The sequence below is a fragment of the Aureimonas glaciei genome, assembly GCF_014643375.1.
GTDB classification, from domain to species: domain Bacteria; phylum Pseudomonadota; class Alphaproteobacteria; order Rhizobiales; family Rhizobiaceae; genus Plantimonas; species Plantimonas glaciei.
On the sequence record NZ_BMJJ01000001.1, the window covers coordinates 117,392 to 137,803 of the forward strand.

The 20,412-nt window shown below is 68.5% G+C and carries 20 protein-coding genes; 12 read left to right on the plus strand and 8 right to left on the minus strand.

What is annotated here, in order from left to right:
• Positions 1-37: 37 nt before the first annotated feature.
• Positions 38-844: an undecaprenyl-diphosphate phosphatase gene (locus IEX88_RS00585; protein ID WP_188849256.1), complete on the minus strand. Its 807-nt coding sequence runs from the start codon at positions 842-844 to the stop codon at positions 38-40.
• Positions 845-1,182: 338 nt separating this feature from the next.
• On the opposite strand from IEX88_RS00585, the gene IEX88_RS00590 reads away from it, so the two are divergent.
• Entirely contained in the window at positions 1,183-1,875 is a 693-nt protein-coding gene (locus tag IEX88_RS00590; RefSeq protein ID WP_188848529.1) for a glutathione S-transferase family protein, read from the plus strand.
• Positions 1,876-1,978: 103 nt separating this feature from the next.
• On the opposite strand, the gene IEX88_RS00595 is transcribed toward IEX88_RS00590, so the two are convergent.
• Entirely contained in the window at positions 1,979-2,515 is a 537-nt protein-coding gene (locus tag IEX88_RS00595; RefSeq protein ID WP_188848531.1) for a DinB family protein, read from the minus strand.
• A 69-nt stretch (positions 2,516-2,584) separates the two neighbouring features.
• Here IEX88_RS00595 and queG point away from each other — a divergent pair, with 69 nt between their 5' ends.
• The 5 genes from queG (at position 2,585) to IEX88_RS00620 (ending at position 6,253) form a co-directional block, all read left to right on the plus strand.
• On the plus strand, positions 2,585-3,826 hold the full coding sequence (gene queG / locus IEX88_RS00600; RefSeq protein WP_373289518.1) for a tRNA epoxyqueuosine(34) reductase QueG: 1,242 nt from the start codon (positions 2,585-2,587) through the stop codon (positions 3,824-3,826).
• Positions 3,792-4,265: a hypothetical protein gene (locus IEX88_RS26720; RefSeq protein WP_244639750.1), complete on the plus strand. Its 474-nt coding sequence runs from the start codon at positions 3,792-3,794 to the stop codon at positions 4,263-4,265. The genes queG and IEX88_RS26720 overlap by 35 nt, the downstream gene beginning before the upstream one ends.
• 5 nt (positions 4,266-4,270) lie before the next feature.
• Positions 4,271-5,134: an SDR family oxidoreductase gene (locus tag IEX88_RS00610; protein WP_188849257.1), complete on the plus strand. Its 864-nt coding sequence runs from the start codon at positions 4,271-4,273 to the stop codon at positions 5,132-5,134.
• Between the two features lie 166 nt (positions 5,135-5,300).
• Complete coding sequence (locus IEX88_RS00615; protein ID WP_373289519.1) at positions 5,301-5,702, plus strand: septal ring lytic transglycosylase RlpA family protein; 402 nt, start codon at positions 5,301-5,303, stop codon at positions 5,700-5,702.
• 170 nt (positions 5,703-5,872) lie between these two features.
• Entirely contained in the window at positions 5,873-6,253 is a 381-nt protein-coding gene (locus tag IEX88_RS00620; protein ID WP_188848538.1) for a hypothetical protein, read from the plus strand.
• A gap of 143 nt (positions 6,254-6,396) precedes the next feature.
• On the opposite strand, the gene IEX88_RS00625 is transcribed toward IEX88_RS00620, so the two are convergent.
• The 4 genes from IEX88_RS00625 to IEX88_RS00640 all read right to left on the minus strand — a co-directional run bounded on the left by IEX88_RS00625 (position 6,397) and on the right by IEX88_RS00640 (position 11,200).
• Entirely contained in the window at positions 6,397-7,902 is a 1,506-nt protein-coding gene (locus IEX88_RS00625) for a tripartite tricarboxylate transporter permease (protein WP_188848540.1), read from the minus strand.
• Between the two features lie 4 nt (positions 7,903-7,906).
• Positions 7,907-8,371, minus strand: coding sequence for a tripartite tricarboxylate transporter TctB family protein (locus IEX88_RS00630; RefSeq protein ID WP_244639751.1), 465 nt, complete (start codon positions 8,369-8,371; stop codon positions 7,907-7,909).
• 213 nt (positions 8,372-8,584) lie between these two features.
• The gene (locus IEX88_RS00635; protein WP_188848544.1) at positions 8,585-9,559 is read right to left on the minus strand and encodes a tripartite tricarboxylate transporter substrate-binding protein; all 975 of its coding nucleotides are present in this window, start codon (positions 9,557-9,559) and stop codon (positions 8,585-8,587) included.
• Positions 9,560-9,796: 237 nt separating this feature from the next.
• The gene (locus IEX88_RS00640; protein WP_188848546.1) at positions 9,797-11,200 is read right to left on the minus strand and encodes an MATE family efflux transporter; all 1,404 of its coding nucleotides are present in this window, start codon (positions 11,198-11,200) and stop codon (positions 9,797-9,799) included.
• A 198-nt stretch (positions 11,201-11,398) separates the two neighbouring features.
• On the opposite strand from IEX88_RS00640, the gene IEX88_RS00645 reads away from it, so the two are divergent.
• Positions 11,399-12,499 carry a catalase family protein gene (locus tag IEX88_RS00645; RefSeq protein ID WP_188848548.1) on the plus strand — a complete coding sequence of 367 codons (1,101 nt, stop codon included), beginning with the start codon at positions 11,399-11,401 and terminating at the stop codon, positions 12,497-12,499.
• Positions 12,500-12,513: 14 nt separating this feature from the next.
• Positions 12,514-13,236 carry a glutathione S-transferase gene (locus tag IEX88_RS00650; RefSeq protein ID WP_188848550.1) on the plus strand — a complete coding sequence of 241 codons (723 nt, stop codon included), beginning with the start codon at positions 12,514-12,516 and terminating at the stop codon, positions 13,234-13,236.
• Between the two features lie 126 nt (positions 13,237-13,362).
• Here the strand turns inward: IEX88_RS00650 and IEX88_RS00655 are convergent, their stop codons facing one another.
• A complete protein-coding gene (locus IEX88_RS00655) occupies positions 13,363-14,190 on the minus strand; it encodes a lytic murein transglycosylase (RefSeq protein WP_188848552.1) in 828 nt (275 codons plus the stop codon).
• A gap of 417 nt (positions 14,191-14,607) precedes the next feature.
• Between IEX88_RS00655 and IEX88_RS00660 the strand changes: the two genes are divergently transcribed.
• Positions 14,608-15,675, plus strand: coding sequence for a PAS domain-containing sensor histidine kinase (locus tag IEX88_RS00660; protein ID WP_188848554.1), 1,068 nt, complete (start codon positions 14,608-14,610; stop codon positions 15,673-15,675).
• A gap of 116 nt (positions 15,676-15,791) precedes the next feature.
• Here the strand turns inward: IEX88_RS00660 and IEX88_RS00665 are convergent, their stop codons facing one another.
• On the minus strand, positions 15,792-16,175 hold the full coding sequence (locus IEX88_RS00665; protein ID WP_244639752.1) for a DUF3307 domain-containing protein: 384 nt from the start codon (positions 16,173-16,175) through the stop codon (positions 15,792-15,794).
• A 172-nt stretch (positions 16,176-16,347) separates the two neighbouring features.
• On the opposite strand from IEX88_RS00665, the gene IEX88_RS00670 reads away from it, so the two are divergent.
• The 3 genes from IEX88_RS00670 to IEX88_RS00680 all read left to right on the plus strand — a co-directional run bounded on the left by IEX88_RS00670 (position 16,348) and on the right by IEX88_RS00680 (position 20,350).
• Positions 16,348-17,232: a DMT family transporter gene (locus tag IEX88_RS00670; protein ID WP_188848558.1), complete on the plus strand. Its 885-nt coding sequence runs from the start codon at positions 16,348-16,350 to the stop codon at positions 17,230-17,232.
• A 330-nt stretch (positions 17,233-17,562) separates the two neighbouring features.
• Positions 17,563-18,579: an ABC transporter substrate-binding protein gene (locus IEX88_RS00675; RefSeq protein WP_188848560.1), complete on the plus strand. Its 1,017-nt coding sequence runs from the start codon at positions 17,563-17,565 to the stop codon at positions 18,577-18,579.
• A gap of 280 nt (positions 18,580-18,859) precedes the next feature.
• Positions 18,860-20,350, plus strand: coding sequence for a sugar ABC transporter ATP-binding protein (locus tag IEX88_RS00680; protein WP_188848562.1), 1,491 nt, complete (start codon positions 18,860-18,862; stop codon positions 20,348-20,350).
• Positions 20,351-20,412: the final 62 nt, after the last annotated feature.

The following is a 20,412-nucleotide window of genomic DNA, read 5'->3' on the forward strand; positions in this document are numbered from 1 at the left end:
GGTCGAGGCGAGCGATTCGCCCGTGCGCCTTGGCGCTTCAGCCCCAGATGCCGAGGGCCACGAGGCCGACTCCGCCGACGGCGATGCGCCACCAGGCGAAGGGCGCAAAGCCGTGCCGGGAGACGAAGTCGAGCAGGTATTTCACCACGAACAGCGCCACGACGAAGGAGACGGCGAAGCCGATGACGATCAGCGACAGGTCGTCGGCCGAGAGCACGGCGTGGTTCTTGTAGAGGTCGAGCGCGAAGGCGCCGGCCATGGTCGGCATGGCGAGGAAGAAGGAGAACTCCGCCGCCGAGCGCTTGTCGGTGCCCATCAACAGCGCGCCGGCAATGGTGGCGCCCGAGCGCGAGGTGCCGGGGATCATCGCCAGGCACTGGAAGAGGCCGATCTTCAGGCAAAGCGACAGCGGATATTCCGTGATGTCGGTGTAGACGGGCGCGACCGCGCGCCGGTCGATCAGGAGCAGGAGGATGCCGCCGACGAGCAGCGCCACGCAGATCGTCGCCGGGGATTCGAACAGCACCGTCTTGATGAAGTCGTGGGCGATCATGCCGACGACGGCGGCCGGCAGGAAGGCGAGCAGCACGCCGGTGACGAAATGGCGCGAGCGCGGGCTCGACGGCAGGGTGACGAAGAGCTGCCAGAGTTTGGCGAAATAGACCGAGAGCACGGCGAGGACGGCACCCAGCTGGATCAGCACCTCGAACGTGCCGGCCTTGGAATGAAAGCCGAGAAAATGCCCGGCGAGCAGGATGTGGCCGGTCGAGGAGACCGGGATGAATTCCGTCAGGCCTTCGATGAAACCGAGGATGGTGGCATTGGCGATGGCGGCGATATCCATAAAAACTCCCTGTTCGCCCCGCCCCTCCGGCTGCCTGTCGGCCGGCTTGCGGGCGCGAGCGATCTCTTGCAGCGCAACATAGTCATAAAGCATGAACCAATTCTGGCGATTCTTGCGGCCGGCACCGGACGCGGAACGATCGTCCGGCCGGGTCGTTGACCCCGGACATCACGAGGACTTGCGCGGATGGCAGGTCCTGCTATGTCGCGCCGGCGACGGTGCACCCCGCCCAAGTTTCTCTTTCCTTGACGTTTTCCTGAGATGTTTCGGTTTGTGTCGGCGGCGATTGCGGCTTCTGTCCGGTCGCGCCCCTTTTTGAAAGATCGTTGCCCCCTGCCATGCTGAGGCTTCATCATCATCCCATGTCCGCCGCGTCCCGCTTTGTCCGGCTGATTCTCGGCGAATATGGCGAACGGGCCGAGCTGGTCGAAGAGCGCCCCTGGGAGCGCCGGCCGGAATTCCTGGCCCTCAATCCTGCGGCGACGCTGCCCATCCTCACCGAGGATTCCGGGCCGGCGATCGTCGGCGGCATGGTCATCGCCGAATATCTCGACGAGACGCGCGGTGCCTTCCAGCGCGAGAAGCGGCTGCTCGCCGAAAAGGCGCTGGAACGCGCCGAGATCCGCCGCCTGACCGAGTGGTTCCTGGTCAAGCTCGACGGCGAAGCGACGCGCTATCTCGTGCGCGAGCGAGTCTTCAAGCTGGAAATGCGCCCCGAGGACGGCGGCGGTTCGCCCGACGCCTCGGCGATTCGCGCCGCCCGCGCCAATCTGAAGCACCACATGCGCTATGTCGGCTGGCTGGCCGAAAGCCGCAACTGGCTGTCGGGCCCGAAACTTTCCTATGCCGATCTCGCCGCCGCCTCGGCCTTTTCGATCCTCGACTATCTCGGCGAGATCTCCTGGGAAAAGGAGCCGGCGGCGAAGGAATGGTACACGCGGGTGAAGTCGCGGCCCTCCTTCCGACCCTTCCTGACCGAGCGCATCCGCGGCATTCCGCCCGTCGCGCACTATGCCGAGCTGGATTTTTAGGACGACGCGCGCCGAGCCCGGTTGCCGGGCAACGCCCTTCGGGTACGAGCACCTGCGTCCTGAAAGTCCGGCCCTTTCTCCCCTCCGCCAAAAGTTTCGTCGGTCAGAGCGCCTGGAGACCCAGCGCTCTGACTTCCGCCTGCCGACGGTCCGCGTCGAAGGCGAGAAAGAACTCGTCGAGCTGCGGCGGGGCGAGCTCGGTCTCCGACAGCATGGCATGCGCCTGGCCGCGGTGATGCGTCTGGTGAGTGAAGAGATGCAGGAGAAGCGCATCCGTGCGCTCGGCGACAGGGCCATCCTCGCCGCGATCGGTGGTGACGGTCGCCGAAAGATGCTCCTCGCGCAGCGCCCGACAGAAGCCGATCAGCCGGGCATCGCTCCGGGCCTGGCGCTGGCGCAGCGCTGCGGCGCAGTCCGCCTCGCGAAAATCCTCGAACACCTGCAGCCCCAGCCCGCCGCCGGTGAGCGCGTCGAGATAATAGAGGTCGACCGACAGGATGTGGTTGAGGGTGGCATGGAGCGAGGGAAAGAAGCCCGTCCGCTTCGCCCGGAAAGCCTCGTCGCCGAGCGCCTCCACCACCGTCAGCAGGCGGTGGTTCGACCAGGCGTTGTTCTCGGCCATTGCCCTGAAGACCTGCATATCCTCCTCCTTTTCCGGCCGCGCCCCGTCGACGGTCTGTGACCGTCCGGCAGGGGGCCGCGCATCGGCATGACCGGGAAAAATAGCATCGGCGCCGATCCTGGCGAGGGCGCCCCGCGCTCTCGGCCGTGCGCGGTGCCGGCCGATCGTCTATATCCCTTCGCGATGACAAAGGCCGCGCTCCGATCTTTCCTCCTTGCCGATGCCCGGCGCCTCGGCTTCGATGCCGTCGGCGTCGCGCCGGGGGAAGGCGACGTCACGGCAGCGGCGGGGCTCGACGCCTTCGTCGGCGAAGGCCGGCATGGCACCATGGACTGGATGCCGGAGACGCTGGAGCGCCGCCGCTCGGCCCGGTCGCTCTGGCCGGACGTCAACTCGATCATCGTCCTCGGCATGAACTACGGGCCGGGGGAGAATCCGCTGGCGATCCTCGCGCGAAAGGACCGCGGCGCGATCTCGGTCTATGCCCGCCACCGCGACTATCACGACGTCATCAAGGGCCGGCTGAAGGAACTGGGGTCGCGGCTGATCGCCCGGGCCGGCGGCGATTACGAGATGAAGGTCTTCGTCGACACCGCGCCGGTGATGGAAAAGCCGCTGGGCCAGATGGCCGGCCTCGGCTGGCAGGGCAAGCACACCAACCTCGTCTCGCGCGACTACGGCTCCTGGCTGTTCCTCGGCTCGATCTTCACCACGCTCGACCTCGAGCCGGACGCGCCGGGGCGCGACCTTTGCGGCTCGTGCACGGCCTGCCAGGACGCCTGCCCGACCGCCGCCTTCCCCGCGCCCTACCGCCTGGATGCTAGGCGCTGCATCTCCTACCTCACCATCGAGACGAAAAAGCCGGTGCCGGCCGAGTTCCGCGTGGCGATGGGCAACCGCATCTATGGCTGCGACGACTGCCTCGCCGTCTGCCCCTGGAACAAGTTTGCGCAAGGCGCGCGCGAGGCGAAACTCGTCGCGCGCGATGAGCTGAAGGCGCCGCGCCTGGAAGACCTGCTGGCGCTGGACGATGCCGGCTTTCGCACCCTGTTTTCCGGCTCGCCGGTGAAGCGGATCGGCCGGGAAAAGTTCGTGTCCAACTGCCTGATCGCCGCGGGCAATGCCGGCGATCCCGGCTTCCTCGGCGCGGTCAGGACGCATCTCGCGGATGCTGCGCCGCTGGTGCGGGCGATGGCGGTCTGGGCCCTCGGCCGCCTCGCGCCGGATGAGGCCTTGGCAAGGCGCCCCGCCGCCCTGCATAGCGAGGAGGACGAACGGGTGAGGAGCGAGTGGCATGCGCTGGACGAACAGGATGCAGGCCGGCCCTGACGCCGGCGCCGGGACGCCTGCTCCCGCTGCCGAGGCGGGCGTCGGGCCGACGCTGCTGAGCCTCGAACGGGCGAAGGCTTCGCTGCGGGAGGGCCGGGGCGCCCTGATGGCTGGGATGGATCGCCGCGAGACGGTCGGCACGGCCGCCGTCGGCGCGCTGGCGGTCGGCGCCGAAGCTGTCGGTGCGCAGGCCGTCGGTGCGCAGGCTGTCGGCGCCCGAGCGACCGGCGCCCTGGCCATCGGCTCGCTCGCTTTCGGCGCCCTGGCGCTGGGGGCCGTCGCCGTCGGCGCCTTCGCGATCGGCCGGTTGTCGGTCCGCCAGGCGCGGATCGGCACGGCCGAGATCGGCCGGCTCCGGATCCACCGGCTCGAGGTCGACAGTTTTGGGCCGCCGGTGGCGCGGCGACGGCGCCGGATGTCGGCGGGAGGGAACGCCTGATGGCCATGCGCCTCTTCGTCTTCGGCTGCGGCTATTCGGCCACGGCCTTCGTCGACACGCTCGATCCCGCGGCGGTCGCCGGCGTCACCACGCGCTCGCCCGGCAAGGCGGCGGCCTTTGCCGCGCGCGGCCTCCCCGCCTACGTCTTCGATGGCACCCAGCCCGGCGAGGGGATCCCCGAAGCGCTGGCCGAAACGACGCATCTGCTCGTCTCGATCGCGCCGAAGGAGGAGGGTGATCCGGTCCTGCTGCAGTACCGTGACGCGGTGCTGACCGGCATGCCGAACCTTGCCTGGATCGGCTATCTCTCGACCGTCGGCGTCTATGGCAACCATGACGGCGGCTGGGTCGACGAGGAAACGCCCGTCCGGCCGGTGTCGCAGCGCTCGGTCGAGCGTGTCGACGCGGAGGAGGCCTGGACGGCGGTCGCCGCAGCGCGCGGCGTGCCGCTTGCCGTACTCCGGCTCTCCGGCATCTACGGCCCCGGTCGCAATGCGATGGTGAATCTTCGCGAGGGCAAAGCGCGGCGACTGGTGAAGCCCGGTCAGGTGTTCAACCGCATCCACGTCGCCGACATCGCCGGCGCCCTCACGCTTTTGGCCAGCCAGGATCTCGGTGGGGTGTTCAACGTCACCGACGACGAACCCGCACCGCCGCAAGACGTGGTCGAATATGCGGCGAAACTGGCGCATTTTCCTGTTCCTCCGGCGATCGACTTCGACTCCGCGTTGCTGTCGCCGATGGCCAGAAGCTTCTATGGCGAGAACAAAAGGGTATCAAACGCCCGGTTGAAGTCCCTGGGATACACGTTTTCCTTTCCGACCTATCGCGAGGCCCTCGCCTGTCTCATAGGCGATAGCGGACGGTAAGGATCACGAAAGAGCGGCCTTTTATTTCAAACGTTCATGTATCGTGTTGGAACCGACCCTTTTTTGGGCGGATCCCGTCGTCACTCAGGCCCCGTCAAACGCGGGGGCCACGAGGAGTTAAAGGCTCGGTCACCCGTGGTAAATCAACGGGATAAGGGCCGGACGCTTGAAGTTTGTGACGATGATCGCTGCCACCACAATCGCTGCCAGTACGCTGCTCGCCCCTGCCCTCGTGCAGACCGCGGAATCCAAGCCGAAGCTCGGCCTCTCCTGCGGCGGCGCCTCCTGGTACGCGCTGCGCTCGCGCACCGCTTCCGGCGAGATGATGAATCCGGCCGCGATGACCGCCGCGCACAAGACCTTGCCGCTCGGCTCGAAGGTGAAAGTGACCAACTTGCGCAACGGCAAGGCCGTGGTCGTGCGCATCAACGATCGCGGCCCCTTCATCAAGGGCCGGCTGATCGACCTCTCCCGCGGCGCGGCGAAGAAGCTCGGCTTCATCAGTGCCGGTCACACCCGCGTCCAGATCGAACCCGCCGACGGCTCGGTGAAGCAGGACTGCGCCTGATCCCAAAGGGCGCCGGATGGCGGGCTTTTCCGCGTGTCGCGCGCCACCGGGGCATTGTCCCGCCCTGCCAATCCGGTATGGTCATTGCGTCGACTGAGCGAATGGCATGAGGCCCGGCGTCACCGCCGGTGATCGCGGGCCACCCATCGCGTCGTCGCGTGGGGGACCCGATGAAACACCTGACCATTCTGCTGACCCTGTCGGCGCTTTGCTCACCGGCCGGTGTCGCCGCGGCGCAGACGGCGATGGATCCGATCGAGAGCTACTGCGCCACCATGGGCGACGAGGATCATTTCGCCTCGGACGGCTACCAGCTGAAAAGCGCGGCGGCGATCATCCGTCAGGACCGCGCCAATTTCCACGCTTTCGGCAAGCGCGATCCCAGCGACGAGGACGATTCGACCTTCGCCTCCAAGGCCAACCGGGCGCGTCTTGAGGTGATGCTGAAGCGCGGCAGCATCGACCGCGCCGATGCCCGCCGGATCGTCAACGGCACGCCCGACGTCTGCATCGACGTCTACGAGGACTACATCGACGTCGTCGTGAACTGACGGGCTCAGACGGCCCAGCCGGAGCCGGCGTGGCGATCCGCCTGTCGGGACCGGGATCTTAGATCGGAGCGCGCCGCCCCGGCACAAGGCAAGTCTGCCGGCGGGCCGGCACCGCGGTGAGAGGCCCGGCGCTACGCCGAACGCTATTCGTCCTCGACGAACACTTCCTGCCGCTTACGGCGGACCTGCGGCAGGACCGCGATGACCACGGCGGCGACGGCCAGCGCCAAGAGCGCCGCCGAGATCGGCCGCTCGACGAAGATCATGAGGTCGCCGCGGTGGCGGATCATCGCCCGGCGGAAATGGTCCTCGAGCAGCGGGCCGAGGACGAAGCCGAGCAGCAGCGGCGCCGGCTCGCAGCCGAGCTTCATCAGGACGTAGCCGACGATCCCGAAGAACACGATGGCGTAGATGTCGAACGGGTTCTGGTCGATCGAGTAGCAGCCGAGGCAGGCGAAGGCGATGATGGCCGGGAACAGCACCTTGTAGGGAATGGTCAGGAGCTTCACCCACAGCCCGATCAGCGGCAGGTTCAGGAGCACCAGCATCAGATTGCCGACCCACATCGAGACGATGATGCCCCAGAACAGCGCCGGCTCGTCGGTGATGACGTTCGGCCCGGGGGTGATCCCTTGCGTGATGAAGGCGCCGATCATCAGCGCCATCACCGGATGGGCGGGAATGCCGAGGGTGAGGAGCGGGATGAACGAGGTCTGCGCGGCGGCGTTGTTGGCGCTCTCCGGCCCGGCGACGCCGGCGATGGCGCCCTTGCCGAACTCTTCGGGATGTTTCGAGACGCGCTTTTCCACGGCGTAGGAGGCGAAGGAGGCGAGCACGTGCCCGCCGCCCGGCAGGATGCCGAGGATCGAGCCGAGCGCCGTGCCGCGCAGAACGGGGGCGATGATAGCTTTAAAGTCCGCCTTGGTCAGCCAGAGGTTCTTGACCGTCTTGACCATGACGTCGCGCGTCTTCTCGTTCTCCAGATTGCGCAGGATCTCGGCGACACCGAAAATGCCGATCGCCACCGAGACGAAGCTGATGCCGGCATAGAGCTCGGGAAAGCCGAAAGAATAGCGCGGCGTGCCGTCGAAGCCGTCCTGGCCGACGGTGCCGAGGAGGATGCCGAGCACGATCATCGCCAGCGCCTTCAAGACCGAGCCCTGCGCCAGCGCGATCGAGGCGAGGAGGCCGAGGATGATCAGCGAGAAATATTCCGGCGCGGAGAAGGAGAGGGCGACGGCGGCGAGCGGCGGGGCGGCGAGCACTAGGATGAAGGTCGCGACCGTGCCGGCGAAGAAGGATCCGAGCGCGGCGGTGGCCAGCGCCGGCCCGGCGCGGCCTTGCTTGGCCATCTGGTAGCCGTCGATGGCCGTCACCGCCGAGGAGGATTCGCCCGGCAGGTTGATCAGGATCGCCGTGGTCGAGCCGCCATACTGCGCGCCGTAGTAGATGCCGGCGAGCATGATGAGGGCGGTGACCGGCGCGAAGGCGAAGGTGATCGGCAGGAGCATGGCGATCGTCGCGGTCGGGCCGATGCCCGGCAGGACGCCGACCAGGGTGCCGAGCAGCACGCCGACGAAGCAGTAGAGAAGATTGATGGGATCGAGCGCGGTCTGGAAGCCGAGGGCGAGATTGGCGACGAGATCCATCAGGTCAGAACCTCGTCCAGGGGCCGAACAGCGGCACGGTGACGCCGAGCCCGCGCACGAAGATGACGTAGCAGACGAGCGTCATTCCGGCGGCCAGCGCCAGGGCGGCCCAGGGCGCCAGCGTGCGGCTGGCGAGCGCGCTGACCAGCACGGTGACGAACAGCGTCGGCACCAGGCCGAGGCCGCGGACGCAGGCGCCGAAGAAAATAAGGGCGCCCAAGATCAGCACCGCGCCGCGCCACGGCACCGGCCCGAGGTCCTCGGCGATGCCGCGGTGGAGAAGCCCCTTGATCAGGATCGCGACGCCGAAGCCGGCCAGCAGCAGGCCGAGGCCGAAGGGAAAGAAACCCGCGCCCATGCGCAGCGCCGTGCCCATGGGATAGCCGAGCGCGGTGAACGCGAAGGCCGCGCCGAAGCCGAGAAAGATGAGGCCCGACAGGATGTCCTTGACGGATTTCTGTAAGTGCACGGGGGACCTTTCGGGGGGCGCATGAGAGCACAATGGCAAGAATTGCGGCGGTGTGCCCCCCTCTGCCCTGCCGGGCATCTCCCCCTCAAGGGGGGAGATCAGGCGCGCGGCCGTCGGTGCTTGGCCGATCTCCCCCCTTGAGGGGGAGATGCCGGTAGGCAGAGGGGGGTGAAGCAGCCGAGGCGGTGATGAGGCGCCCACCCCCCATAAATCTTAGTCGGCGAATACGCCGGCCTTTTCAATGATCGGCTTCCACAGCGCGATCTGGTCGGCGAGATAGGTCTTGTGGGCGGCGGGCGTGGCCTGGTCGGCGGCGACCGGGGCGGTGCCGAGCTCGGCGAAGCGCTCGATCACGGTCGGGTCGGCGAGCGCCTTCTGCAGCGCGGCCGAGAGCTTTTCCACCGTGGCCTCGGGCGTGCCGGCGGGGGCATAGAGGCCGTGCCAGACGCCGACCTGGAAGCCCGGCAGGCCGGCTTCGGTCGTGGTTGGCACGTCGGGCAGGTTGCCGAGACGCTCGGGCGTCGTCACCGCATAGACCTTGACCTCGCCGCCCTTGATCTGGCCGGTCGTGTTCGTCGACTGGTCGCACATGAAGTCGACCTCGCCGGCGAGGATGTCGGTCATCGCCGGGCCCGTGCCCTTGTAGGGCACGGTGGTGACGGCGGTGTCGATGGCGTTCATGAACAGCATGCCGCAGAGATGCGAGGCGGCGCCGATGCCGGCATTGGCGTAGACGACCGTGTCCTTGTTCGCCTTCACATAGGTGACGAGCTCTTCCAGCGTGTTCGGCTCGAAATCCTTGCGGGCGATCAGCGTCATCGGCACGTTGGTGACGAGGCCGACGGTGGCGAAGGCGGTCACCGGATCGAAGTCGAGATTGCGGTAGAGCGTCGGCGCGGTAGACATGCCGATATGGTGCATCAGGATGGTGTAGCCGTCGGGCGAGGCCTTGGCGACCTGGCCGGCGGCGAGCGTCCCGCCGGCGCCGGCGACGTTCTGGATCACCACCTGCTGGCCGAGCTCCTTGCTCATCGGCTCGGCGATCAGGCGCGTCACCGTATCGGTCGGTCCGCCCGCGGCGAAGGGCACGACGATGGTGATCGGCTGGCTCGGAAACGCGTCCTGGGCGCGAACGGCGCCCACGGTCGCAGCGAGCGCGGCGGCGCACAGAATGGAGACGAGTTTCATCGGCAAATCCTCCCGGAAGACGAGCGGCACGGAGCTGGATCTTCGCCCGACTCCAGGACCTCATCGAAAAACGTTACGGGCGGCGCGTCCGGGGGTCAACAGCCAGCGCGCCTGCGCCGCGGCCTATGCGCCTAAAGACCAAGGCGGCGCCGACCGGCCGGCACCGCCAGGGCGCGACGGTCGCGCCGGCGGAGCGGCGCCCGCCCGGCCGAGCCCGTCTCACCGGGTGCTGCGGCCTCAGCCGGCCGTGAGCCCCAGCGCCACGCGGCGGTGGAAGCGCTGCGTCATCAGCAGCGCGGCCAGGAACAGGCCCGAGGCGAGGCCGGCCCAGACGCCCGGGCCGCCGAAGTCGAAGACGAAGCCGAGGACATAGGCCACCGGCATGCCGACGGCCCAGTAGCTGAACACCGCCATCAGCATCGGCACCCGCGTGTCGCGGATGCCCCTCAACAGCCCGGCGGCCATCACCTGCACCGCATCGAAGACCTGGAAGGCGGCGGCGACAGCGAGCAGCGGCACGCCGATGGCCAGCACCGCGGCGGCGTCGGGATCGCGCCCGTCGAGATAGAGGCCGATCAGGCCCGTCGGCGCGACGAAGAACAGCAGCGCGCCGAGCACCGCTATGGCCACCGCCAGCGCCAGGCCCGTGTGCGCGGCGCGGCCGAGCCCGCGCCAGTCCTGCGCGCCATGGGCGCGGCCGACGCGCACGGTCGCGGCGTTGGAGAGACCGAGCGGCACCATGAAGGCGATCGAGGCGAGCTGCAGCGCGATGCCGTGCGCGGCCAGCGCGATCGCGCCGAGCCAGCCCATCATGATCGACGCCGCCGCAAACAGCCCGACCTCGGCGATGATCGTCGTCGAGATCGGCCAGCCGAGCCGCAGCACGTCGAAGAAGGCGGGCCAGTCCGGTCGCCAGAAGCGGACGTAGAGTTCGTAGGGCTTCAGCTGCGGGCTGAGGGCGGTGTAGGCGAAGAGGATGGCGCACATGGCGAGATTGGTCACCACGGAGGCGACGGCGGCGCCCTGCATGCCGAGCGCCGGCAGGCCGAAATGCCCGAAGATCAGCGCATAGTCGCCGAGCGCGTTGACCAGCGCGCCGAACAGCGTGACGCCGAGGACGATATGGGCGCGGTCGAGGACGCTGAGATAGGACCTGAGGCCCGCGATCACGAGCGCCGGGAACATCGACCATTGCAGGACATGCGTGAAGGCGCCGGCGAGGGCGGCGACCTCGGCGTCCTGGCCGAGCGCCAGGAGGATCGCCTCCAGATTCCACAAGGGCACCATGGCCAGCGCGCCATAGGCGAGGATGACCCACAGCCCCATGCGCACCGAGCGGCGGACGCCGCGCACGTCGCCGCGGCCGGCGGCATGGGCGGCGACGGGCATGACGGCCTGGGCAAATCCCGAGCCGAACATCCAGAACAGGAAAAAGGCCTGGGTCGCCAGCACCGCCGCGGCCAGGGGTTTGGGCCCGAGCCAGCCGATCATCACGGTGTCGGTGACGTTGATCGACATCTGCGCCAGCTGCACGCCGGCCAAAGGCAGGCCGAGCCGCAGCATCGCGCCGAGATGGCCGCTCCAGGAGCTGGTCAGGGGCGCCGGGGGCAAACGGCTGTCGGGCGAACGCGGGGCGTCCATGCAGGCCTCGAAGGGAAAGAGGAAGGGCGATGCAGTCCACCCGTGCGGCTGGGGTTAGGGGGCAGAGCCAGGCTTGTCCAGACCGCCCGTGCACCACTCTTCCCCCCGGGTGCTCGTCATGGCGGCGGGAACGGATGGGGCGGCCGGTGCCTTTTCCAGAGCCGGGCAAGGATGCCCCCGATCTGAACGGACACGGAAATGCCGACCCACGCGACACCCCCGCTGCTCTACACCCCCGACATCGAGATGCTGGAGCCGGACGAGGCCGAGACCGCCGCGGCCATCGTCGAGACCCTCCGGTCGATCATGGAGACAACCTCCGCCGACTACGGCCATGCCGTCCGCAGCGTGCATGCCAAGAGCCACGGGATACTCAGCGGCGAGCTGAGGATCGCCGACGTCCTGCCGCCGGAACTCGCGCAGGGCCTGTTCGCCCATGCCGCGACCTATCCCGTCGTCCTGCGCTTCTCGACCAATCCCGGCGACATCCTCGACGATTCGATTTCGGTGCCGCGCGGCCTCGCCATCAAGGTTGTCGGCGTCGAGGGTGAAAGGCTGGAGGGGTCGGAAGGCGCCGTGCAGGATTTCGTCATGGTCAACGGCCCGGCCTTCCTGTCGCCCGACGCCAAGGGGTTCCTGCGCAGCCTCAAGCTGCTCGCCAAGACCACCGACGCGCCGCAGAGCCTGAAGAAGATTGCATCTGCCGCGCTGCGCGGCGCCGAGACGCTGGTCGAGACGGTGGGCGGCGAGAGCAGCACGCTGAAGGGCCTGGGCGGCCATCCCAACACCCATATCCTCGGGGAGACCTTCTACACGCAGGCGCCGATCCGTTATGGCCGCCATGTCGCCAAGCTGTCGCTGGCCCCGGTCAGCGCCAACCTGACGGCACTGACCGGGGCGAAGATCGCCGTCTCCGGTCGTCCGAACGCGCTGCGCGAGGCGGTCGACGCCTTCTTCGCGGCCAACCGGGGCGAGTGGGAGCTGCGCGCGCAGCTCCTGACCAATGCCGAGACCATGCCGGTCGAGGACGCCTCGGTGGTCTGGCCGGAGGACGAGAGCCCCTATCTCCCGGTCGGCCGCATCACCGTTTCGCCGCAGCCCGGCTGGAGCGAGGAACGCTCTCGCGCCGTCGACGACGGCATGGCATTCTCGCCCTGGAACGGCCTAGAGGCGCACCGCCCGCTCGGCTCGATCATGCGCTGCCGCAAGCCGGCCTATGCGATGTCGGCGGATTTCCGGGCCAGCTTCAACGGCTGCCCGATCCACCCGCCGCGGACCGCGGTCGACGTGGAACTGTGAGGAGGGGAGACGCCTTGGCCTACGATCTCTACTACTGGCCCGGACTGCCGGGGCGCGGCGAGTATGTCCGCCTCGTGCTCGAGGCGACCGGCGCGCCCTACCGCGACATGGCGCGGCTGGAGGGGCCGGGCTGCGGCGTCGACGCCATGATGGCGATCCTGCGCCACGGCCATGGCGAAGCCTTTCCGCTGGCGCCGCCCTTCCTGATCGACGGCGCGACGCTCGTCTCGCAGGCGGCGGTCGCGGCCGCCTATGTCGGCGAGCGCCACCGGCTGGCGCCCGAGGACGAGGCCGGCCGGCATTTCGCCCGCAGCGTGGCGGCGACCACGGCCGATTTCGTCGCCGAGGCGCATGACACGCACCATCCCGTCGGCATCTCGCTCTACTACGAGGAGCAGAAGCCCGAGGCGCTGCGCCGCGCCGCGGAATTTCGCGACTCGCGCATGCCAAAATTCCTCGGCTGGTACGAAAAGCTCCTGCGGCGCAATTCCGCCGGCTACCTCGTCGGCGCGCATCTCAGCTATGCCGATCTCGGCCTGTTCCAGACGGTGGAGGGGCTGCGCTACGCCTTTCCCCGGCGCCTCAAGGCGATCGCCGGCGATACGCCCGAGGTGATGCATCTGGCGGCGCGCGTGGCGGCGCATCCGCGCCTTGCTACCTATCTCGCCAGCGAGCGCCGTCTCCCGTTCAACGAGGACGGCATCTTTCGCCACTATCCTGAACTCGACGGCGACTGACAGCGACCGACGGCGACGTCCAGCGGGCCAGCGTCTGGTCGCGCCGCAGGGTGGGCAGGTGCGTCCCGCGTCCGCCAGGAGGGCAAACGGGTCCGGTGCCGGGGCACCGGACCCTGGGTCTGACGGTTAGTTGGCGAGCTTGCTGGCGAAGAGGGCGAGCGCCTTCTGGTAGACGCCGGCGCTGTTCCACTCGCCAAAGACGGCGTTGTTCGGCTCGCCCGGCATGTAGCCGGCACCGGCGCGCCAGCCCTTGGCCTTCAGGAAGTTGGCCGTGGAGGCAAGCACGTCCGCCTTGGAGCGGATCAGGTCGCGGTGGCCGTCGCCGTCGCCGTCGACGGCAAAGCGCAGATAGTTCTTGGCCAGGAACTGCGTCTGGCCGATCTCGCCGGCCCAGGCACCGCGCATGGCGCTCGCCTGCATGTCGCCGCGGTCGACGATCTCCAGCGCCGAGAGCAGTTCCTCGGTGAAGAAGTCGGACCGCCGGCAGTCGTAGGACAGCGTCGCCAGCGAGCGGAAGACGTTCATATTGCCGGAATTGGCGCCGAAGCCGGTCTCCATGCCCCAGATCGCGACCAGCACCTCGCCGGGCACGCCGTAGCGCTGCTCGATCGAAGCGAGCAGCTTGGCGTTCTGCTTGATGATCTTCTTGCCCTTGGAGACGAAGGAGGCGGGCGCCCGGCGTTCCATGAACTGGTCGAGCGACAGCTTGAAGCTCTTCTGGTTGCGGTCGAGGCTGATGACCTTCTTGTCGTAGCTGACATTGCCCAGCGCCGACTCGATGGTGCGGGCGGAAACGCCGGCGGCGCGGGCCTCGCCCTTGAATTCCTGTAGCCAGGCGGGGAAGCCGGCAGCGTTGTTGCCGCAGGTGGCGGCCGAAGCCGGCGCCGCGGTGATCGCGCCGACGAGGCCGGCAGCAAGGAGAATGGCCTTGGCGGCCTTGGCGATGATCGTCATGAAGTTTCCTCTAGGTCGAGCCGCAATGCCGGGGCATCGCTGTGAATGCAGTGATGGGGTGCTTCTGCCATCCGGGCGGCAATAGTGCCACCACAGTGTTACCCGTCCCTAGCCGGCGCCGCGGCTTCGGGAAAGTGCTGCGCGGACACGGTTCTGCGACCAAGGTGGCAAAGCCTGGCAACGGCTCCCGACCGTTGCGGGCCGGGACGCGCGCCCTTCCGCCCCTGCGGCAGCAAGTACCCGTCCCGCTGACCGTATCGGCAGGAGCGACGCCTGGCAGACGATAGCAAGTACTGATGATCATAGCACTTTCTGGCCTTATATTCCAGCCGGACCGCCGAGAAAAGTTGACGAAGCCGTACCTTTTGATTCATTTCTAGAAAGGATTAGCGATTCGCCGGCAGAGGAATGCACTCCATGCATGAACTATTTGGTTCGGTGCTCGACCATGTCTCCGACATCATCTTCGCAAGGGGATCGGACGGCAGGATCCTTTATGGCAACCAGGCATTTCTGCAGTTGTTCGCGCCGACGCGGCAGGAAGGGATCATCGGCGGGGAACAACGGGATGATCTGATCTCGGCGGATCTGGCCTTTTTTCTGGCCGACGACGTCGCGCCCGCCAGCGAGGCCGACCTCGTTCAGGGCATCACCGACTGGGCCGGCCGGCTGCGCACCGTGCGCGTGCGCCGGCGCACCCTCGAGATGCGGCCGGGCGAGCGGCTGATCCTGACGATCGCCACCGACATGAGCGAACTTTTCGCCTGCGAACAGGCGCTCGTCGGCGTCGCCGGTCGCCTGCGCGAATGGGCTTCCGTCGCCTCGCACGATCTGCGCTCGCCGATCGGGTCCTACGTCACTGCCATCTCCATGATCCAGAACGATCCCGAAAGTGCCCTGAGTGCGCAGTCGCGCCAGTATCTCGAACTGATTTCCGACAGCGCGTCGAACGTCGTGCAGCAGCTGAGCGCGATGATCCAGCGCGAGCGGGGCAACAGGCAGAAGGACGAGATCGCGCCGGACTGCGACATGAACCTGGTTCTGGCGGAGGTGAGGGCCTGTCTCGCGCCGCTTCTGGCGCAGGGCGGGGTGATTCTCGACGTGGCCCGCCTGCCGACCGTGTCGGGCGACCGGGCGGCGCTGCGGCGCCTCTTCCTCAACCTCATCGAATACGGCCTGCGCCGCAGGGCGCGCGAGTGCCCGCGCATGGTCCTGCGCTACGCGCGCCTGGCCGGCGAGCACCGCTTCACCCTCGAGGACAACGGCCGGGCGATGGCGCCGGAAGCGCGGGACGCGCTGGTGCGACCCCTGCGCGACGGCGAGCCGATCGGCGCGGGGATCGGCCTGGCCGAATGCCAGCGGGCCGTCGCCCGCCACGGCGGCAGCATCGCCGTCGATCCGCTGTCGGCGGGCGGGTGCCGGATCGAGATCCGGATGCCCGTCCTCGCCGCGGCTCGCGAGCCCAGCGTCAGCCAGGTGGCCTGACGCCGCTCATCCCCCCGACGGGGAAAATGTCGGTGTCCACCGTGGCGAGGCAGTCCGCCGACGCTGGCGGACAGCGCACCGCGGCGGAGGGACTGGCTGGCCGCGGACCGGCGCGATCAGGACGACAGCTGCATCGACAGGACGAGCACGAAGCCGAAATGGGTGAGCTGGTGCGCCATCTGGTCGGCCCCCAGCGCCCACCAGAAGCGCGGCTCGCTCATCGCCATGCCCGTCGTCGCCAGCGCCTTCACCCGGTCGATGCCGGCATGCAGGGCGAAATCGACGAGCGCCAGCCAGGCCAGCGCCGGCGCCGCCGCCAGCACGATGACGAGCGTCCCCGCCGCATGCGTGCCGGCATGCGCCACGAGCGGCCGCACCCAGCCATCGTGCCGGCACTTGCCCTTCGCCATCCAGGTCGTCTGCAACAGGAAATCGCAGACGAGCTGCTTTCCGGCAAACGCGACGTAGAGAACGACGAGGGTAGGCAGGGGGATCAGCACCAGTCCGGCTCCGGCCGCGTGACTGCGACGGAAGAAACAGTCGCGCCAAAACACTAAAGTTGCATTGAGCAGCCGCCCGTCGCATGGATCGGGGCCCGATTCCGGCCGACCGAAGGACGCCATGTCGATTCCAGGACCCGTCGCTTCCCCGGCTGCCCGTCCGCCGAAAGGGATGCTTTTGTCGCCCCAGAGCCTCGGCGCGGCGATCATGCTCGGCGCCATGCTGATGTTCTCCCTGAACGACACCATGGGCAAGTGGCTGGTCGCCACCTATCCGGTCGGCGAGCTGCTGCTGCTGCGCAGCGCGGCGGGCCTCCTCTTCCTCCTGCCTTTCCTGATGCGGCTGGAGCGCGGCGCGCTCGTCAACGTCGCCCGGCCGCGGACGCAGGCGCTCCGGGTCTTCTGCTCCACCGCCGAGGTGATCTGCTTCTACGTCGCGGTGACCACGCTGCCGCTCGCCGACGTCATGACCTACTGGCTGGCCGCGCCGATCTACGTCGCGGCGCTGTCGCCCTTGATGCTGGGCGAGCGCGTCGGCTGGCGGCGCTGGACGGCGATCGGCGTCGGCTTCATTGGCGTGGTCGTCGCGCTCGACCCTTCGGCGGCGACGCTGACCTGGCCGGCGCTGATCTCGGTCGTCGGCAGCTTCCTCTTCGCCCTGACCATGGTCTACGGGCGGCAGCTGCGCGGCACGCCCGACACCGTCCTCGTCTTCTGGCACATCGCCGGCGCCGCGGTCGCCGGGCTCGTGACCGTGCCCTTCGCCTGGGTGACGCCGGACCTGCCGGATTTTTTGATGCTGAGCCTTCTCGGCGTCGTCGCCATGCTCGCCCATATCGGCGTCAACCGGGCGCTGAAGCTCGCCGATGCGGCGACCGTCGCGCCGCTGCAATACACGCTCTTGTTCTGGGCGATCGTCTTCGGCTTTTTGTTCTTCGACGAGGTGCCGCGCCTGACGACGATGATCGGCGCGGCGATCATCGTCGCCTCCGGCCTGTTCATCGTATGGCGGGAGCGCCAGCGTGGCCAGGAGCCGGTGCCGCTCGATCCCTCCTGAGGCGGCCCCGGCGCCAAGCCGGCGATCCTCCCGCGGCGGGCTTGACGGCCTCCGGCCGCCGGCGCCAACAATGGGGCGGGCTCACGGAGGCGAGGCCATGACGCGGCTATGGCGGGCGCCCGGACGGCGCAGATCCCGATCCGGCCGACAGCGCGGGCGCCGGGAACAGTTGACCCGGGCCAGAAAATATTAAATATTCTTTGCGACGCCGGCGCCCCCGGGGGAAAACCATGTTTTCCCGATGGGGTGCGGGGCGGCGTGAGCGGAGGGCGACGGCGGGGAGGGCCTGGCTGCGCCCCGACGCACCGAACATCCTGGGAGGGATACCACATGACCATCCGACTGACGTCGTCGCTGCTGGCGGCTGTTGCCCTGACCGTCCTCGCCGGCGCTGCCGCCGCGCAGGAAGCCTCCGACAAGACCTTCGCTCTGTCCAACAACTATGCCGGCAATTCCTGGCGGCAGGCGATGATCAAGAGCTGGGAGACCGGCACCAAGGCGGCCGTCGAGGCCGGCGCCGCCAAGGCCGCCGACGCCTTCACCACCGGCGAGAACTCGCCGACCGAGCAGGCCGCGCAGCTTCAGAACCTGATCCTGCAGGGCTATAATGCCATCGTCCTCAACGCCGCCTCGCCGAGCGCCCTCAACGGCGCCGTCAAGGAAGCCTGCGACGCCGGCATCACCGTGGTCTCCTTCGACGGCGTCGTCACCGAGCCCTGCGCCTGGCGCGTCGCGGTCGACTTCAAGAAGATGGGCGTCGACCAGATCGACTATCTCGCCACCCGCTATCCCGACGGCGGCAATCTCCTCGAGATCCGGGGCCTCGCCGGCACCTCGGTCGACGACGAGATCCATGCCGGCCTTCTCGAGGGCATCAAGAAGCATCCGAACTTCAAGATCGTGCGCGAGGTCCAGGGCGACTGGACGCAGACCGTGGCGCAGAAGTCGGTGGCGAGCGTCCTGCCGAGCCTGCCCGAGATCGTCGGCGTGGTGACTCAAGGCGGCGACGGCTACGGCGCGGCGCAGGCCTTCGAGGCCGCCGGCAAACCGGTCCCGACGATCATCATGGGCAACCGCCAGGACGAGCTCGCCTGGTGGAAGGAGCAGAAGGACAAGAACGGCTACGAGACCTTCTCGCAGTCGATCGCGCCTGGCGTCTCGACGCTCGCCTTCTGGGTCGCCAAGGAGATCCTCGACGGCACCGAGGTGCCGAAGGACCTCAGCGTCCCGACGCTCCGGATCGACCAGGACGGGCTGGAGAAGGGCCTGGAAATGACGCCGGAGGGCGGCGTCACCAATGTCGAGTACACCGAGGAGCAGGCGAAGGCGGTCATCGCCGGAAAGTAGAGCGCAAGCCCTTCCAGCCTCCTCGCCCGCCACTTCCCACCACCCTCATCCTGAGCCTGTCGAAGGACGGGGGTGGTCGGCACCACGGTGAAGCGCGTTCTTCGCCCCTCCGGGGAGAAGTGGCCGGCAGGCCGATGAGGGGAGCGCCGACGGCGTCAGGAAGCCGCCGGCTCGTCCGGCTTTCGGCGACGACGGCTTCGCCGCCCCTCATCCCGCTGCCGCGACCTTCTCCCCGCTGGGGAGAAGAATGCAGCTGACGCCCATCGGAATTTCCAGGCCCATGACCGCATCCCCCGCCCGCTCCCCCACCCCCCTCGTCGCCCTCTCCGGCGTGACGAAATCATTTGGCGCGGTGAGGGCGCTGGGCGGGGTGGATCTGGCGATCGGCCCGGGCGAATGCCTCGGCCTCGTCGGCCATAACGGCGCCGGCAAGTCGACGCTGATGCAGATCCTCGCCGGCACGCTCCATCACGACGAGGGCACGCTCGTCGCCGGCGGCGCGCCGACGGGCGCCTTTTCGGTCGGTGCCGCGCACGACGCCGGCATCCGCTGCGTCTTCCAGGAACTCTCGCTCTGTCCGAATCTGTCGGTCGCCGAGAACACGCGGCTGCGCCATCCCGGCCTGAAGGGGTTCGGCTGGCGCCAGCCGGCCGGCGCGCTGATCGAGGCGACGCTGTCGGAAATCTTTCCCGGCCACACCATCCGCCCCGACGACCTCGTCGCCGATCTCGAGCTCGGCGAACGCCAGATGGTCGAGATCGCGATGAATTTTACCGCCACCGGCGACCGGCCGCGCCTGGTGATTTTGGACGAGCCGACCTCCTCGCTCGACCATTCCGTCGCCGCCCAGCTTCTCGCCCACGTCCGCCGCTTCGTGGCGGCCGGCGGCAGCGTCATCCTTATCTCGCACATTCTCGGCGACATTCTCGGCACGTCCGACCGCATCGTCGTGATGCGCGACGGCCGCGTCGTCGCCGAGCGGCCGGCGGCCCAATTCGACCGGGCAGCGCTGGTGGCGGCCATGGGACACGTCGCCGAAACCGCGCCGGAAACGGCTGCGGCCGCGGTGGCCGAGGCGCGGCCGGCCGACCGGCCGATCGTCGAGGCGCGGCCGCCGCGCCAGCGCGGCGCGCGCTCGCTCACGCTCTATCCCGGCCAGATCGTCGGCCTTGCGGGCCTGGCCGGCCACGGCCAGACGGCGCTGCTGCGGCTGATCCAGAACGCCGCCGGCAGCACCTCGCGCTTTGCCAAGGTCGAGGGCAGCGTCGCCTTCGTCGCCGGCGACCGCCAGGCCGACGGCGTCTTCCCGCTCTGGTCGATCGGCCAGAACGTCACCATCCGTTCCCTCGCCGCTTTGTCGCGCTTCGGCCTGATCGACGGGCGCCGCGAGCGCGCCGTCGAAGAGGCCGCGCGCGAAACCTTCCAGATCCGGACGCCCGACATGGACGACAACATCCTGACGCTGTCGGGCGGCAACCAGCAGAAGGCGCTATTCGCCCGGGCGCTCGCCTCGGACGCCGCGATCATCGCCATGGACGACCCGATGCGCGGCGTCGACGTCGGCACCAAGCGCGAGGTCTATGCCCGCATCGCCGAGGAGGCTGAGAAGGGCCGCGCCTTCCTCTGGTACACCACCGAGTTCGACGAGCTTTTGAACTGCAGCCATGTCTACGTCTTCCGTTCCGGCGAGATCGTCGCTGACCTCCCGCGCGGCGAGCTGACGGAGGAGAAGGTGCTGCAGTCCTCGTTCGAGGAGACGGCGGATGCGTGAGGTGATCGTCCGGCCGGAGCGGCGCACGTACCCCCCTCTGTCCTGCCGGACATCTCCCCCTC

What these genes read in the sequence shown, in the direction of transcription:
- IEX88_RS00680 (WP_188848562.1), top strand. Translation starts at nt 18,860, where the DNA reads ATGACCGCATCCCCCGCCCGCTCCCCCACCCCCCTCGTCGCCCTCTCC.
- queG (WP_373289518.1), top strand. Translation starts at nt 2,585, where the DNA reads ATGACCGGGAAAAATAGCATCGGCGCCGATCCTGGCGAGGGCGCCCCG.
- IEX88_RS00585 (WP_188849256.1), bottom strand. Translation starts at nt 844, where the DNA reads ATGGATATCGCCGCCATCGCCAATGCCACCATCCTCGGTTTCATCGAA.
- IEX88_RS26720 (WP_244639750.1), top strand. Translation starts at nt 3,792, where the DNA reads ATGCGCTGGACGAACAGGATGCAGGCCGGCCCTGACGCCGGCGCCGGG.
- IEX88_RS00590 (WP_188848529.1), top strand. Translation starts at nt 1,183, where the DNA reads ATGCTGAGGCTTCATCATCATCCCATGTCCGCCGCGTCCCGCTTTGTC.
- IEX88_RS00595 (WP_188848531.1), bottom strand. Translation starts at nt 2,515, where the DNA reads ATGCAGGTCTTCAGGGCAATGGCCGAGAACAACGCCTGGTCGAACCAC.
- IEX88_RS00620 (WP_188848538.1), top strand. Translation starts at nt 5,873, where the DNA reads ATGAAACACCTGACCATTCTGCTGACCCTGTCGGCGCTTTGCTCACCG.
- IEX88_RS00670 (WP_188848558.1), top strand. Translation starts at nt 16,348, where the DNA reads ATGCTTTTGTCGCCCCAGAGCCTCGGCGCGGCGATCATGCTCGGCGCC.
- IEX88_RS00640 (WP_188848546.1), bottom strand. Translation starts at nt 11,200, where the DNA reads ATGGACGCCCCGCGTTCGCCCGACAGCCGTTTGCCCCCGGCGCCCCTG.
- IEX88_RS00635 (WP_188848544.1), bottom strand. Translation starts at nt 9,559, where the DNA reads ATGAAACTCGTCTCCATTCTGTGCGCCGCCGCGCTCGCTGCGACCGTG.
- IEX88_RS00655 (WP_188848552.1), bottom strand. Translation starts at nt 14,190, where the DNA reads ATGACGATCATCGCCAAGGCCGCCAAGGCCATTCTCCTTGCTGCCGGC.
- IEX88_RS00625 (WP_188848540.1), bottom strand. Translation starts at nt 7,902, where the DNA reads ATGGATCTCGTCGCCAATCTCGCCCTCGGCTTCCAGACCGCGCTCGAT.
- IEX88_RS00675 (WP_188848560.1), top strand. Translation starts at nt 17,563, where the DNA reads ATGACCATCCGACTGACGTCGTCGCTGCTGGCGGCTGTTGCCCTGACC.
- IEX88_RS00660 (WP_188848554.1), top strand. Translation starts at nt 14,608, where the DNA reads ATGCATGAACTATTTGGTTCGGTGCTCGACCATGTCTCCGACATCATC.
- IEX88_RS00645 (WP_188848548.1), top strand. Translation starts at nt 11,399, where the DNA reads ATGCCGACCCACGCGACACCCCCGCTGCTCTACACCCCCGACATCGAG.
- IEX88_RS00610 (WP_188849257.1), top strand. Translation starts at nt 4,271, where the DNA reads ATGCGCCTCTTCGTCTTCGGCTGCGGCTATTCGGCCACGGCCTTCGTC.